13 protein-coding genes are annotated in these 15,079 nt (G+C 58.7%); 8 read left to right on the plus strand and 5 right to left on the minus strand.

What is annotated here, in order from left to right:
• Positions 1-193 precede the first annotated feature (193 nt).
• The 4 genes from HRQ60_RS05610 (at position 194) to HRQ60_RS05625 (ending at position 3,873) form a co-directional block, all read left to right on the plus strand.
• The gene (locus tag HRQ60_RS05610; RefSeq protein ID WP_172194651.1) at positions 194-730 is read left to right on the plus strand and encodes an RNA polymerase sigma factor; all 537 of its coding nucleotides are present in this window, start codon (positions 194-196) and stop codon (positions 728-730) included.
• The gene (locus HRQ60_RS05615) at positions 727-2,205 is read left to right on the plus strand and encodes a DUF4850 domain-containing protein (RefSeq protein WP_172194652.1); all 1,479 of its coding nucleotides are present in this window, start codon (positions 727-729) and stop codon (positions 2,203-2,205) included. Before HRQ60_RS05610 ends, HRQ60_RS05615 begins: the two co-directional genes overlap by 4 nt.
• Entirely contained in the window at positions 2,202-3,119 is a 918-nt protein-coding gene (locus HRQ60_RS05620; RefSeq protein WP_172194653.1) for a hypothetical protein, read from the plus strand. Before HRQ60_RS05615 ends, HRQ60_RS05620 begins: the two co-directional genes overlap by 4 nt.
• A gap of 88 nt (positions 3,120-3,207) precedes the next feature.
• Positions 3,208-3,873: an NAD(P)H-dependent oxidoreductase gene (locus HRQ60_RS05625; RefSeq protein ID WP_172194654.1), complete on the plus strand. Its 666-nt coding sequence runs from the start codon at positions 3,208-3,210 to the stop codon at positions 3,871-3,873.
• Between the two features lie 163 nt (positions 3,874-4,036).
• Here the strand turns inward: HRQ60_RS05625 and HRQ60_RS05630 are convergent, their stop codons facing one another.
• On the minus strand, positions 4,037-5,527 hold the full coding sequence (locus HRQ60_RS05630; protein ID WP_172194655.1) for an alpha-amylase: 1,491 nt from the start codon (positions 5,525-5,527) through the stop codon (positions 4,037-4,039).
• Positions 5,528-6,039: 512 nt separating this feature from the next.
• Here HRQ60_RS05630 and HRQ60_RS05635 point away from each other — a divergent pair.
• Entirely contained in the window at positions 6,040-6,627 is a 588-nt protein-coding gene (locus tag HRQ60_RS05635) for a nitroreductase family protein (RefSeq protein WP_172194740.1), read from the plus strand.
• Positions 6,628-6,715: 88 nt separating this feature from the next.
• Here the strand turns inward: HRQ60_RS05635 and HRQ60_RS05640 are convergent, their stop codons facing one another.
• Positions 6,716-7,627, minus strand: coding sequence for a DUF72 domain-containing protein (locus tag HRQ60_RS05640; RefSeq protein ID WP_172194656.1), 912 nt, complete (start codon positions 7,625-7,627; stop codon positions 6,716-6,718).
• Positions 7,628-7,792: 165 nt separating this feature from the next.
• Between HRQ60_RS05640 and HRQ60_RS05645 the strand changes: the two genes are divergently transcribed.
• Complete coding sequence (locus tag HRQ60_RS05645) at positions 7,793-8,146, plus strand: nuclear transport factor 2 family protein (RefSeq protein ID WP_172194657.1); 354 nt, start codon at positions 7,793-7,795, stop codon at positions 8,144-8,146.
• Positions 8,147-8,209: 63 nt separating this feature from the next.
• Here HRQ60_RS05645 and HRQ60_RS05650 read toward each other — a convergent pair whose 3' ends face one another.
• From HRQ60_RS05650 to HRQ60_RS05660, 3 genes are all read right to left on the minus strand, one after another.
• Positions 8,210-9,709, minus strand: coding sequence for an amidase (locus tag HRQ60_RS05650; protein WP_172194658.1), 1,500 nt, complete (start codon positions 9,707-9,709; stop codon positions 8,210-8,212).
• A 63-nt stretch (positions 9,710-9,772) separates the two neighbouring features.
• Positions 9,773-11,389, minus strand: coding sequence for a histidine kinase N-terminal 7TM domain-containing diguanylate cyclase (locus HRQ60_RS05655; protein WP_172194659.1), 1,617 nt, complete (start codon positions 11,387-11,389; stop codon positions 9,773-9,775).
• Between the two features lie 142 nt (positions 11,390-11,531).
• On the minus strand, positions 11,532-12,041 hold the full coding sequence (locus tag HRQ60_RS05660) for a cupin domain-containing protein (protein WP_172194660.1): 510 nt from the start codon (positions 12,039-12,041) through the stop codon (positions 11,532-11,534).
• Positions 12,042-12,253: 212 nt separating this feature from the next.
• Here HRQ60_RS05660 and HRQ60_RS05665 point away from each other — a divergent pair, with 212 nt between their 5' ends.
• The gene (locus HRQ60_RS05665; RefSeq protein ID WP_425501625.1) at positions 12,254-12,844 is read left to right on the plus strand and encodes a TVP38/TMEM64 family protein; all 591 of its coding nucleotides are present in this window, start codon (positions 12,254-12,256) and stop codon (positions 12,842-12,844) included.
• Positions 12,845-12,958: 114 nt separating this feature from the next.
• On the plus strand, positions 12,959-15,070 hold the full coding sequence (locus HRQ60_RS05670; RefSeq protein WP_172194662.1) for a glycoside hydrolase family 36 protein: 2,112 nt from the start codon (positions 12,959-12,961) through the stop codon (positions 15,068-15,070).
• Positions 15,071-15,079 lie beyond the last annotated feature (9 nt).

Below are 15,079 nucleotides of genomic sequence, written 5' to 3' on the forward strand. Positions count from 1 at the left end.
CGCAGCAAGCCGTTATCGCTTCAAGGGTTCGCTCTTGCGTAACGGACGCCTACCGAAATAGAAGTTTCATCAGAACCCCGTGTTCGGCAGCTGCCGGATGCGGGGTTTTTGTTATGCGCTCCTTTTTTTGCAAATCCGGCAACTTTTCCTGCGGCTCCGGGGTCAGTTTGAGTAGAAGAGAAGGAGGGGCGGCATGGCATACGAATGGCAAGGCAAGGTATCCATGACGGCGGACGACTTGGAACCGATTATGGAAACCTACGGGGAAGACGTGTGGAACTTCCTCTATATCATGACCCGCAGCCGGGAACTTGCCGACGATCTTGCCCAAGAAACGTTTATCCGGGCCTATAAATATCTCGGAACGTACCGCGGAGAAGCTTCGCTCAAGAGCTGGCTGCTGCGGATCGCGCGCAACCGATGGTATTCGTATCGTCGCCTGGCCTTTGTGCGGAAAGTGACGCTGCCCGGTTTCATGCCCGAGACGAACACGGCGGAATCGGCGGAAACGGAGTTTCTGCGGGAAGAACTGACCAGCGAGGTCTGGGCGATCGTGCTGAAGCTGCCGCTGAAATACAGGGAGATTCTCACGCTGCAGGCGCATTATGCCATGACGATGGAAGAGTTGGCGGGAACCCTTGGCATCACGGTATCGGCGGCGAAGACGAGACTGCAGCGGGCACGGGGCAAAGCGTCCGAATTATGGGAAAAGGAGCGGGGCGAAGCATGACAAAAAAAGACATCGACTGGGAAAAAGAGCTGAAGCCGAAACCTTTCCGCAAAAATTCGTTTACGCCGCAGATGATGAGAAAAGTAGAGCAGCAAGTGAAAGCCGATTCTGGCCGTGCAGCGCTGCTGCGCCGCCGTGCAGGGGTTCTTGTGCTTGGAGCCGCGCTGCTCGCCGGAGGGTTCGCAGCGGAGAGAAGCGGGGTGCTGGAAGGGCTGAGACAGATTCCGCCCGAGTCTTCGGTCGGCGTACCGCCGGCTTCCCAGCCAAATGGAACAGCGGAAAGCCATACATTCCCCGAGGAAGCGGCGCAGACGACCCGGATAGAGTTTCCCGAGAAAAAGGCGGACGGCGGCACAGCCGGCACCGTCTCGATCCCCCTGCGCCTTCTGCGAGCCGAACTGGCTATCGGAGAAGCGCAAACCGACAGCATTCCCGAGCTTCCGGACATGACCTTTGCCCTTACCGCCAAAGAAGCCGAAATGCTGCAGGCCGTTCTCGTGCAGCGCCCCGACACCGGAGAAGGTTATGTGCTGCTTGCGCCGAGAAGTTGGACACCGGAAAGAGCCGTGATCGGGGCCAATGGATCCGTAAGCGCGGAATTCATCAATCCGGATAAAGCGGGGAACCCGGAACAGAGAAACCCCGGAGATCCGGGAGAACGGCTCCGGTATACGGAAACGTTCAGCGGCGGCAGCGTGGCCTCGGGGATCGGCACGTATTTCCCCGATCGTCAGACCTGGGCCGAGCGGCAGGGGTTCCCGGTGCAGACCTACGAAGGATTGGCGCTGCGCTCGCAGTATGCCAATGAGGACGGGGAAGCGGGCTTTGCCCGTTATGACTGGACACGCCAAGGAGATGGGGTTGTAGCCAGCGGAGCCGTCTACTATTCGCAGAATCCACAGAACGATACGCTGCGGCAGCTGGAGATGTCTCTTGAGGGCACTGCATACGGCGAGGCGGCCGATTCCATCCTTCGATTCTTCGAAGCCAACCAAGGCGCGCAGCGGATCAGGCCTGCGGCTTCCGCGACTCAGGCTCTCCCGCAGGGCAAAGAACAGGAAGCGGCCGAAGACTCGATCGGAATCGAAGCGTTGAGGGAGCGGTTGGCCGAAAAAGGACTGAGGCTGACCGGCCTGCAGGATGCCGATGTTCCGTTCTACGACCAGCCTATGAACGGAGTCGAAGCGGAGGAACTGATCTTCGACCGCGATTCCCGAAATGCGGAGCGGTCCGAACGTTTGACGCTGTTCGACTTTGGCAGCCGGGACCGGGCCGCGGAAGAAGCGAAGAAATTTGCCCAGGAACCGCGGTCGGCGGAAAACGGCATCCAAGCGGATATTTATCCGCATGTCTTCGCCGGGGGAGGGTTTGTCGTGCTCTACTGGACCAGCGGAAGCCATGAACGTCCATTCGTTTACGATAACAAAATCAACGGCGTGCTGCGCGCACTCGATCAATCGGAGGTGCAACCATGAACAAGCAGAATTCGAAAAGACCGCTTCTTCGGCTAGGCGCAGCAGTCGCCGCGGCGGTTCTCCTGCTCGGCGGTTGCAGTCAGCAGGGCGAACGCATGAGGAATGAGACCGTAACAAGCCAAGCGTCGCCTTCCGTCCAATCGGCCGCTCCGGCACGTTCGGCCGAAGCCTCGGCGGCAAAGCAGGGTATCTCTGAACCGTCGGCGCCGGATAGGAGGGAAACTCTTCGAAGCATAGAAAAGAACCGGATTCGCTGGATCAACGCAGAGGTCGTTGTCACGGCCGGCGTCTCGAAATATTACGATCAGGCCGAAGTGATCACCGCCGATTTTGAGTCGCTGCGGATCGAAGCGCCGTCGCTTCCCCAAGCGATCGACTTTCCGGAGACGCCCGAAACGGTCGAATCCGTCACCGTCTCGCCGGATCGTTCTTACGCGGCGATCGAAGCCGGCTATCACGAAAGCACCAAACTTTTTATCGTGGACCTGGCAAGCGGGCAGCTGCGCAACCTGAACGAAGAGCTTGAGCAGGAAGGATACGGATTCGTCGAAGTTATCCACGGAGCGGCCTGGATGCCCGCCAATTCGGTCAACCATGGCGGTCATATCCTGGCGTTCGGGTACGGGCTGATCGGGGAAATGAAAACGGGTATGTATAACCTGGACAATGCGCGGCTGTTCGAAGCTGCGATTCCCGATAAGAACACCGTTGTCAATGCTTCCAGCTTCCAGTGGAGTGCCGACGGCCGGATGTTCGACTTTGTCGGCGAGACCTACAAAGGAGCGCAGGAATCGTTCCGCGTATTCCGTTATGCGGCGGATACCGGCGAAACGATCGAAATCGGACCAATCAGCCGGGCCGAACTTGTCAACCGGAATGAGAAAACGCGGGGACCCACGATCTTTGTCGATTGACCCGAGAGCGCAAAAGCGATAGAATGTATCGGTAATTAAAAGTAACTAATTATCGATTTACACATCGATCAAAAAGGCGGTCTACCTCATGAGCAGCGAAACAAAACGGCGTGAAATCCTGGATGCCTACCGATTCAGACACGCAACCAAAACTTTTGATCCCGACCGGAAAATCCCGGCCGACGAATTCGACTTTATTCTGGAAACCGGGCGTCTGTCTCCGAGCTCGGTCGGTCTCGAGCCGTGGAAGTTCGTAGTGGTGCAGGACCCGGAACTGCGCGAGAAAATGCGTCCGGTCTCCTGGGGCGCGCAGGGACATCTGCCGACGGCCAGCCATTTTGTCGTGATATTGGCCCGCCGCGACGTGCGGTACGATTCCGCCTATATGAAGCGGCAGATGCTCGAAGTCAAGAAATATCCGCCGGAGATCGTCGAGAAGATGATGACCGATTTTTACAAAACGTTCCAAGAGGAACATATGGATCTGAATGACGAGCGCAGCCTGTTCGACTGGGCATCCAAGCAGACGTATATCGCGCTTGGCAACATGATGACGGCCGCCGCGCAGATCGGTATCGATTCCTGCCCGATCGAAGGCTTCGACCGTGCGAAGCTGGATGTCGTACTCGAAGAAGCCGGCCTGCTTGAAGACGGCACCTACGGGGTCAGCGTGATGGCAGCGTTCGGATACCGGACGGCCGAACCCCGTCCGCAGACGCGCCGGACTGTGGACGACGTGATCCGCTGGGTATAAAGGATACGGCTGCGAAACTGAAATACCCAAAAACCCGTTACCTGCGAATGCGCTTCACTGCGCATTCACGGATAACGGGTTTTTTCAAAAAGGAGCGGGCTTGGCTTCCTGTTCCCGGGGTTAGACGCGCTGCCCGAGGCGGTTCACAGCCCGCCGTTCAAGCTTACTCGTCCGCCGCACAGTCCATGCCGCGGTCTTCTTCGGGAAGAGCCCAGACGGATACGCTGCCGCCGTTGACCGGGAAGGTGGCAAAGCCGTCTTCTTCGATCACGATCTTTTCTTCGCGCGTTTGGGTCAGATCGATCCATTCTTCGCCAGCACGTTCCGCGCCGACGTTCATTCTTTTCTCGCCTTCGTCGCCGTTCGAGATCACGACCGCGCAGCCTGAACCGACGACTTCTTCGCTGCCGAGACGTACCCAGCCGATCGTGTTCGGGTGGTCGAAGTAGTCGACTTGTTCGCCGTATGCTTTTTGGCAGCGGGCATAGAGCAGCGGGTCGATCGCCATTTTCTTGCCTTCGATCGGGTTCTCGCCGCCAATCCCGAAGTAATCGCCGTAGAACACGCACGGATACCCGTCGCGGCGCAGCAGGATCAGCGCATACGCACTCTGCTTGAACCAGTCGTCAATCCACGATTCGAGCGACTCGCCCGGCTGCGAATCGTGGTTGTCCACGAAGGTGACCGCATTGGTCGGGTGAGTCTGGACCAGCGTATCGTCGAAAATCGTCGTCAGATCGAAGTCTCTGCCTGCCTGTGACGCCCCATGCAGCTTATAATGCAGGGCGACGTCGAACAGATCGATCCGGTAATCGACGTTATCCAGGAATTCCCGGCAGGCGTTCAGATCGTTGTTCCAGAACTCGCCGACAATATAGAAATCTTCGCCGCGCTTGCGGATCATTTCGCCCGCGAATTCGCGGATGAAGTCATGGTTGATATGCTTGATCGCATCCAGACGGTAGCCGCTGCATTGCAGCGTGTCCACCAGCCAGCGGCCCCATTCCATCATTTCTTCGCGGACTTCCGGCAGCCGGTAATCGATATTGGCGAACATCAGATAATCGTAGTTGCCGAACTCGCTGTCCACCTTGTCGTCCCAGCTGCGGCTTTCGCCGCCGATCCGGTAAATGCCGTTGTTGCCGGTCGCATTGTCGAAGTCGGTGCCGTTGAAGTGGCGGGCATCCCATTTAAAAGCGGAGTATTGATCGCCCCGGCCCGGGAATGTGAATTTGGTCCAGCCTTCGATCTCGAACGGTTCTTCGGAGATGACTTCGTTGCGGTTGTTCGGATCGACTTCGACCACTTTGAAGCGTTCCGTTTCGTCCGCGCCGGCTTTATGGTTCATGACCAGATCGACGTAGACGGCGATGCCGAATTCGTGACAGGCCGCGATTGCGCTTTTCAGTTCTTCTTTCGTGCCGTATTTGGTGCGGACCGTACCTTTTTGGTCGAACTCGCCCAAATCGTACAGGTCGTATACGCCGTAGCCGGTATCTTCCGCGGATTGCCCTTTGGTGACGGGCGGAATCCAGACGGAGTCGATGCCCCATTGTTTGAGTTCGGGAGCCATTTCTTTGAGTCGGTTCCAGTGTTGTCCGTCGGCGTCTACGTGCCATTCGAAAAATTGCATCATCGTGTGATTGGCGGGCATGATAAAAAAACCTCCTCGAATTCGTTTGGGGTGCGGCTGCGTATGCGGATGTCCATCCAAGTACGAATGGGAAGCCGGATGCCATCAGGCCGGGAATTTAGAAAAAGATGCCGGGGCATCGGGTCATCGGTCATAAAGCCGGTCAAGGTACTTGTACCTTGAACACTAAAGGTAAGGTTACGCTCTCCTGAGATTTCGTACTTGAAGCGTGTACGAAGTCTCCGACGGAATGGTTAGTTCAGGAAAACGTAAACCTCGGATTAAGAGTTGGAAGGGTACTCGCTCGCTAATAAGGACTAATACAAGTTACCCAAAAGAACAGGGGGCTTAAACGAAGAAGAACCTTTTTACGAAAGTATCGATTTGGATAGCGCTTACTTGGGGAAAAGGGAGAAATTGGTCATGCCTGCTTGGAAAGGAGGTCGGCTGGGGTAATGATGAATTGGGCCGTTGGCGTGCAAATGCGGGAGCGGACTAACTTTGGGGAGGCGTTTAGGTTGACGACCGAAAATATGCTGGAACTGATGAAGAACAGACGCAGTATCTACGGAATCAGCAAGGAACAGACGGCATCCGACGACAAAATTCGCGATTTGATCGAGCAGACGCTGCTGCATGTGCCATCGTCGTTCAATTCGCAGAGCGCGCGCGTTGTCGTGCTGCTCGGCGAGCATCATGACAGACTGTGGGATTTCACGACGGCCATTCTGAAAGAAATCGTGCCGGAAGGCAATTTCGGACCGACCCAGGAAAAAATGGACAGCTTCAAAGCGGGCTACGGCACCCTTCTCTTTTTCGAAGACGAATCGGTGATCCGCGCGATGCAGGAGCAGTTCCAGGCTTATCAGGATAACTTCCCGATCTGGTCGCAGCAGTCTTCCGGTATGCATCAATACGCGATCTGGACCCTGCTCGAAGCCGAAGGCTACGGCGCTACGCTTCAGCATTACAATCCGCTGATCGACGAGAAAGTCAAAGCGGAATGGGACATTCCGGAGAGCTGGAAGCTGATCGCGCAGATGCCGTTCGGCAAGCCGACCGCACCGGCCGGCGAGAAGCAGTTCAAACCGCTCGAAGAACGCCTGAAATGGTTTAAGTAAAGCGCGGGAAACGAAACCGAATACGGACGCCTATCACAAAGACCGCTCCGGCTTCGCCTTCAAGGCGTAGGAGCGGTCTTTTTGCATGTTAGAAAAGTTTCTCCTGCTGCGGTTCGTCCTGCGGTTCCGACTTGCTGCCTGCCGGCATTTCTTCGGATATCTCCTGCGGCGGCCAAGGCGCTCCCGGAGGAATCGGCTGGCCCAGCAGTTCCATCAGCTCCAGCGCGTTGGGCGTGGCATCCTTGTCGGAATTGTTGTTGAACGCGACGTAGACGTGCTTGCTCTGCTTGTCCAGATCGAGCAGAATGTCGCGCCACTCGGTCAATTCCTCGGTATTGTAGCGGTACAGATAGCGCAGCTTGCGCCAGTTCGGATCGCTGCTCTTGTGCCAGCCGCCGACGTTGCGTCCGTGCATCCGGACATAGGTCGCTTCGTCGCTGGTCGCATGCGCGATGATCGGAATCGAACCGCTGCCGGCCTGGGGCTCGTCGACGACCGTCTGGATCCAGCCTTCTTTGCGCATGAAATCGAGCGTCTTGTCTTGAAACTGCGGCGAGTACCAGGATTGATGCCGGAATTCGAGCGCACACGGAACGTCTTTCATGAATTCGCGCGTGACGCGCAGCTTCTCCACGTTCTCGCGGGTACAGTCGAACCAGGGCGGGTATTGGAACAGGGTCATCGTCAGTTTGTCCGCTTCGATCACGGGCGCAAGACTGGTATGAAAAGCGGCGAACATTTCTTCCGGCGTGTCGAAATAATTCTTTTTCTCGCGCAGATGCCCGGTCATGCCCTGGTAGGCTTTGATCACGAATCCGAAATCGTCGGGGGTCTGGGAGACCCACTTTTCATAGTTTTTGACCGGCTGGATCGCGTAAAATGAACTGTCCAGCTCGACCAGTTTGAACGTTTCGCTGTAAGCTTGCAGCCGTTCGGCGGGTTTCTTTTTGCCGTACAGCTCGTCATGGTCGCTGAAATTGGTAAGTCCGATGGTAATCATGCAAAATCCTCCTCGCACGGCGCTAAGATGTCTCGTTATTTTATTACACGAAAACGGCAGCGGGCAATCGGGCGGGGGCGAAGACGAAGGATGCCGCTGCGATCCGCTTGAGGGTACAATAAAGGAGAGCTCGAAGCAGATGAAACCATGGAGAGGAAGAAGAACATGACGGAACCGGAATTCGAGACCGCCGAAGAGTTGGCCCAGCGCCAGCTCGACCGCTACAACGCCCACGACCTGGAGGGGTTTCTGGAGGTATACGCCGAGGATGCGAAGCTGTACCGGCTGCCGGACGGGGCGCTGATCGCCGAAGGACGCGCCGCGATGCGGGAACGCTACCGCCAACGCTTCGAGATCGACAAGGTGCACGCGAAGCTGGTAAACCGTATGGTGATCGGCAGCCGGGTCATCGATCACGAGGAAGTGACGCAGGCCGGATCCGATACGCGGACGCAGGCCGCCGCGATCTACGAGACGCAGGACGGACGCATTGTCGCAGCCTGGTTCGTCTCGGAATAACAACAAAAAGCCGCTTCCCGACCGCAGGCGGTCCGGAAGCGGCTTTTGATATTCGGAAGCGGATCAGCCGAGCATCGGATTACCCTTCATCCCGACCCACAGATCCGACTGTTCCAGCTGGGCGGCGATGCGCAGCAGCAGGTCTTCTCGGCCTTTGGCGGCGATCATCTGCACGCCAAGCGGCAGACCGTCTTCGGTCAGATGCAGCGGCAGGCTGGTCGCGGGCTGGCCGGTCAGATTGGCAAGCTGGGTGAACGGCGTATAGGTCAGGCTGCGTTCGAAAATATCGTACAGCATCTGCCGCTGCTCGCCCGCAGAACGCTCGCTTACCGTCATCCACGGAGCAGCCTGCTCCGGCGTATGCGTCAGTTCGCCGACGCGCGGAGCCGGGAAGGCGCTGGCCGGCGTGACGTACAGGTCGTAACGGGCCGACAGTTCGGCCATCTGCGCCGCGGCGACGTCCCATTCGTTCAGACTGTGCACGAATTCGGCGGCGGAGACGTTTTTGCCGGCTTCGGCAAAGACCCACGTGATGATGTCCACTTCATCCGGACGGATGGCCCGGCCGAGCATCCGCTCCAGCGAGATGAACATGGCAGCCACCTCGCCCGCGTTCATCGTGTAATAATTCTCCATCAGCCGCACGCCGTTGACGGGGCTGAGCTTCTCTTCGACATGGTGGCCCTGCTGCTCCAGCCATTTGACGGTCTTGAGTACCGCCTGTACGGCATCGTCGCCGACAGGTGTGCCGACCGGCGAAGCGGTTGTAAAAGCGATCCGCAGCGGGTGCGGATGAGGCGCGAGCATGTCTTCGGCGTAGACGCCCGGATAGAGCGGCGTCTGGAACGCGGCTTCGGGCTGCACAATTTGCAGCAGGTCCAGCAGCGCGGCGCTGTCGCGCACGGTGCGCGACAAGGCGAAGTCGATCGACGCGCCCTGCCATTGGCGGCCGATTCCGGGGCCGACCGGGGTGCGGCCGCGCGTCGGTTTGAGGCCGAACAAGCCGGTGAACGACGCCGGGATGCGGATCGAACCGCCGCCGTCGCTGGCACCCGCGGCGGGCACGATACCCGAGGCGATCGCGGCCGCCGCGCCGCCGCTGGAGCCGCCCGGGGAATACTGCGGATTCCACGGATTGCGCGCCGGCCCGTACAGGGCCGGTTCGGTAATGTTCTTGAGCCCGAATTCGGGCGTGTTCGTGTGGCCGAGCGGGATCAGGCCGCCGGCCCGCAGACGGGCGACGTAATTGGAGTCGCGTCGCGCGACATTGCCCTGCAGCAGAGCCGAACCGGAAGTGAGCGGTTCGCCCGCAAGCGCCTGCGAAATGTCTTTGAGCAGATAGGGTACGCCGGCAAAAGGGCGTTCCGCGCTTGGGGCAGGAGCCGCCGCCGCTTCGGCCAGAGCCGCTTCGCGCCGGTCGCGGACGACGGCGTTCAGGGACGGATTGACTTGATCCATCCGGGACAGCGCGGCTTCCGCCAGTTCGACGGCGGAGACTTCCCGGCTGCCCAGCAGCTGGGCCAGACCGACCGCGTCATATTGGACATAGTGTTCGAATTTCATACGGAATCCCTTCTTTCTGTACATTATTCGTAAAGGCTGGCCATCTCCGGTGCAGACCTACGGCTATGCGTTCGGCGATCCGTGCGGAGAAGGGGCGATATTCTCGTCTGCCGGCCCCTGCCCGTCCGGGGCGATCCGGACCTGATTGCGTCCGTTCTGTTTGGCGACGTACAGGGCATCGTCCGCCAGCTTGGTCAGTACTTTCAGCGGCTGATCGGGCCGGGCTTCCACCAGGCCGAAACTTGCGGTCACTCCGACCGCTCCGGCAGCGGTCTTGACCGGCTCGGCGGCCAGCCCCAGACGGATGCGCTCGAGCAGACGGTAAGCGTCCGCAGTAGGCCGACCCGGCATGCACAAGGCGAATTCTTCCCCTCCGTAGCGGCCGAAGACATCGCGTTCGCCGAGATGGGCTTGGCAGGTCTGCACGACATGCCGAATCACATGGTCGCCCACGTCGTGTCCGTAGCTGTCGTTGACCAACTTGAATCGGTCGATATCCAGCAGAGCGATCGTCAGCGGTTCGAGGGTGCTTCGCGAATCGGCAAGGAGCTGTTCCGAGCATTCCACAAAGTGCGAGCGGTTGTAGATCTGCGTCATGCCGTCATGGGTAGCCATCCGTTCGAGTCTGCGGTGAAGCCGGACATTCTCGGTGACGTCCAAGATGACCACCGTTCTTCCGGCCGCTCCCCCTCCCCGCTTGTGCAAGACAGGGGATGAACGAATCCGGTAGAAGCGGAGTTCGTGATCCGCCAGCCATTCGATCTGACTTTCTTCCGCTTCGAGAAACTGCATATCGGCATCTTCCGTCCGCAGCCTTTCCTTGGGGAAGACGTCCGCCGCACGTTCGCCGATCAGCTGGGAAGTGAGGAACGGAAACAGCAGGGAAGCGGCTTTGTTGTAATCGGCGATCCGTCCGGCCGGATCGATTACCAGTACGCCGTCGCGCATGCTCTCCAGAATATTTTCGCGCACGACCGGAGTCGAAGTGAGCATGCCGCCCGAGAGAAGCGCCCAGCAGTACAGCAAATTGGTCAGACTCATGGTAGCGGGAACCGGGTCGATATGGTAAGGCGTGAGATTCATAATATAGATCAGGGAAGCGCCGATCGGCAGAAACAAGCTGACCAGCATGGTAGCGGTCTGCTTGCGGTAGACGTTCAGCGTCTGGCGCAGATGGCGGGCCAGCAGCCACATGCCGACCACGCCGCAGCCCAGCGTATAGCTGCCGTTGACGACATACCACGGGCCCATCGCAAATTCGGCCAGAGGCCATGGGGCGTCGGCGCGCAGTTCCATTTGTTGATAGACGAGTCCGTGCAGGTTGTTGGTCAGCATCAGCAGGCAGGTCAGGGCGGGCAGAGCGAGGAAAGCGGCGGTCGCGCGGGGCGTCATCATCCGTTCTCGCCCTACATAATGGAAGATGACCAGCAGGTTGAGCGGCGAGATGAACGGCAGTCCGAAATATTCGAATGCAATCCAGAATTTGATGTTCCCAAGCGACGAACTGGCCAGTTCCAACGAACTGCCGAAGGTATAGATCGCGGTCGCGATGGACATCCAGACGAACAAGTGCATGCCCGAGAAGCGTGTCTTTTGCAAAGAAGCATACAGAGCAAGCAAAATGCTGAGCACACCCGAAATGGCGAACAGCGCGATAAAGGTAGAAAAGGCGGCATTCATGAACGTGGGAACTCCTGTCTGTTAAAGTAATGATTCGTATAGAGGCGTCGACTCCGCCGCTGTAAAGGCAAGAAAATCATACCATAGATTGAAGCGGAAAGTCGGCTCTCTCTATACGAAGACAGAAATATGTTCGGACGGCTCAACGAATCTGCCAATGCTCCAGCAGAGGGCCTTTGTCGCCGTATACGGGATCGGTTTTGGGAAGCGGAACCTGGGCGATTTCTTCGATCGCCTGCTCGCGCCGTCCGTCGTTCTCAAGCTGCGTGTTATAGTCCATTCCTTCGGGATAGGCGCCCACAATCCGGAAATCCGCGCTTGCCGTAATCCGTTTGTGTCCGGTACCGGCCGGCAGCACGATCACGTCGCCCGCCTGCAGATCGAATGAGCTTCCGTTCTCGCCGCCGAGCTTGATCAGGATCGTACCGTGCGTCACGCCAAGCACTTCGTGTGCGTTGCTGTGATAGTGGTGGTAGTCGAACACGCCGTTCTCCCAACTGTTGTGCCAGCCGCAGCCGTTGAATACCGATTCGGCCCATTCGGGCTTGCCGCTCAGGGCGCCGGGGTACAAAATCACGGGCAGTTTGGGATTATTGGGCAGAATGCCGTCGTCTTCAAAATAAAAAAGCTGCGGATCGCGGGGTTCGTTCATCGTCAAGACCTCCGTGTAGTGGATTGCCGGGCCGCGGATCTTCCGCTTCCGGCCGTATGGGAAGGATTACCCTCGGCGGCAGGCGAGCGATACGGCGTGCGGCAAGAAAATACACAATTTCACGGCAAAAAAGTCCGTTTACCCGCTATAATAGCGGATATACCGGACAAGTCCGGCCCAGTAACCCGCAAAGGAGTACCTTCTTGCTGAATATGGACCTTTTATCGTATATGACGGAAGAACATTTGCGCGAATGGATCGAACGTTTCCGCGCGCTTGGCCCGCTGCCGGGCATTTTCCTGACGTTTCTGAAATCGTTTGTTCCCCCGCTGCCGACCGCGGTGATCGTAGGCGTGAACGCGGCGGCGTACGGGTTGTGGCTCGGTTTTTTGTATTCGTGGATCGGGCTGATCGCGGGCTGTATGACGACGTTCCTGATCGTGCGTGCTATCGCGTCGCGGCCTTACTTCCAGCGCTGGTCGCAGCGTCCCAAAGCGCAAAAAAGCCTGCTGTGGGCGCGCCGCAACGCATTCAGCTTTGTTTTTATCCTGAGCATGATGCCCGTGGGACCCTTCGCGATCGTTAACACTGCGGCGGCGATCGTGCGGATGCCGAAGCTTGCTTTTCTGCTGGCGATCGCCTGTGGCAAAGCGATTATGGTGCTGGCCGTATCGTATGTGGGACACGATCTCGGCCGATTTATCGAGCGGCCGTACGAGCTGCTCTATGTAGCGGCGTTCCTCGGGTTCTCGTTCTGGGCGAGTCGGCGGGCCGAAGCTTATTTTACCCGCGATTCGGAGTAAACGAAGACCGTTTCCGCCAAGGAAACGGTCTTTTTTTGGATCAAATAGAGCGTTACCCTTTCAGGGCGGCTGCGGTATAATCGGTTTATTCCAAAAAGAGGGGACGAGGCAAGCATGACGCAAAATCCGAAACAGCGGATCGACATTTTCGAAAACGGTTTAAGTTTGGTGTTCGACGTGACGGAGGAAGGCGATGTCCGGCTGCTGCACGGAGGATGCCTGCCGTTTGAAGAAGACCGGATCGAAGAGAAAGCGCGGCAGGGATTCCGGGTGCTTGAAGTGCAGCTCAGCGGAGAAGACCGAGGCGAATATCACGGTCGAAGCCACCGGGCTTCTTATCCGGGACTGCGGATGAAGTATGTGCGGCACTATGAGGAGCGCAATGCCACCGGGCTGCGGGTTGTACTCGAAATGGAAGATCCGGCGACCGGACTTGCGACTTCTTCGTTTTTCCAGTTTCATGACGGACTTGCGGTGCTCAAGAGCTGGACGGAGCTGCATCATCGCGGCACGGAAGAGCTTGGCGTCGAATACGTCTCCTCGTTTTCGCTGAACGGACTTGCGAAGGACGGAGCGGGCGACCAGGACGACAAAATGAAGCTGCATCTGGCGCACAACGGCTGGCAGAGCGAAGTCCAGTGGCGCAGCAATACCCTGCCGGAGCTCGGCTTGTCGCATATGACGGATCGCAGCTCCAAACGGGTCTCCCTGAGCAACACGGGTTCGTGGGCCGCCGCGGAACATCTGCCGATGGGGCTGCTGGAAAATGCGGAAGCCGGCACCACGCTGTTCTGGCAGATCGAGCATAACGGATCTTGGCATTGGGAACTGCTCAACCAGTTCGACCATCTGTCGCTGCTCGTGAGCGGTCCGTCGGAGCACGATCACGGCTGGTGGAAAAAACTGCTGCCCGGCGAGACGTTCGCGAGCGTACCGGTCGCGGTCGGCTGGGTACGCGGCGGTTTTGAAGAAGCGATCGGCGAATTGACGCGGTACCGCCGCGCCGTCCGGCGCCCGAATGCGGACAACGAGCATCTGCGCATCATTTTCAACGATTACATGAACTGCCTGTGGGGCAATCCGACGACGCAGAATCTGCTGCCGCTGATCGACGCCGCCGCGGACGTGGGCTGCGAATATTTCTGCATCGACTGCGGCTGGTATTCGCCGGGCGTCTGGTGGGACGGGGTAGGCGAGTGGCTGCCGTCGGAGGAGCGCTTCCCGGAAGGGATCAAATACGTGCTCGACTATATTCGCGGCAAAGGCATGGTCCCGGGACTGTGGCTGGAGATCGAAGTCATGGGCATCCATAGTCCGAAGCTTGCGGAGGCGGACGATTCCTGGTTCTTCATGCGGCACGGCAAAAGGGTCAAAGACCGCAGCCGCTACCATCTCGATTTCCGCAATCCGGCCGTCGTCGCGCATGCGGACGAAGTGCTGCGCCGGCTCGTCGAGGAGTACGGGGTCGGATATATCAAAATGGATTACAATATCAACGCCGGACTCGGCACGGAACTCGATTCGGACAGCCTCGGCGACGGCTTGCTCGAACATAACCGCGCGTATCTGGCGTGGATCGACCGCATCTTCGCCACGTATCCGGAACTGGTCATCGAGAACTGTTCCAGCGGCGGCATGCGCATGGATTACGCGATGCTCAGCCGGCACAGTATCCAGTCGACGAGCGATCAGGAAAATTACGTGAACTACGCGCAGATCGCGGCGAGTTCGCCGGCTGCGCTCACGCCGGAGCAGTCGGCGATCTGGTCGTATCCGCTGCGCGAAGGCGACGACGAGGAAGTCGTCTTCAACATGGTGAACGCGCTGCTGCTGCGCGTTCACCAGAGCGGGCATCTGGCGGAGCTGAGCCCGCCGCGCCGCGAGCTTGTTCGCGAGGCGCTCACGGTCTACAAAGCCATTCGCGGCGATATTCGCGAAGGGCTTCCGTTCTGGCCGCTGGGGCTGCCGAAAGTCGAAGACGGCTGGGTCAGCTTCGGCCTGCGCCGGGGCGGCAGACGCTACGTCGCCGTATGGCGGCTTGACGACGCCGCAAGCGAAGCGTCGCTGCCTCTGCCCGGCATGGCCGGGAAGGCGGCGGACTGCCGCCTGCTGTACCCGCAGGGCCGCTCCGGCGGCGGCTGCGACTGGAATGCCGAAGCGGGCGTATTGAAGGTCCGGCTCGAACGCGAGCGAACCGCGCGCCTGTTCGAAGTGACCGAGCTCTGACCGCTTGGG

The sequence above is a fragment of the Saccharibacillus qingshengii genome, from assembly GCF_013185195.1.
Classification (GTDB): Bacteria; Bacillota; Bacilli; order Paenibacillales; family Paenibacillaceae; genus Saccharibacillus; species Saccharibacillus qingshengii.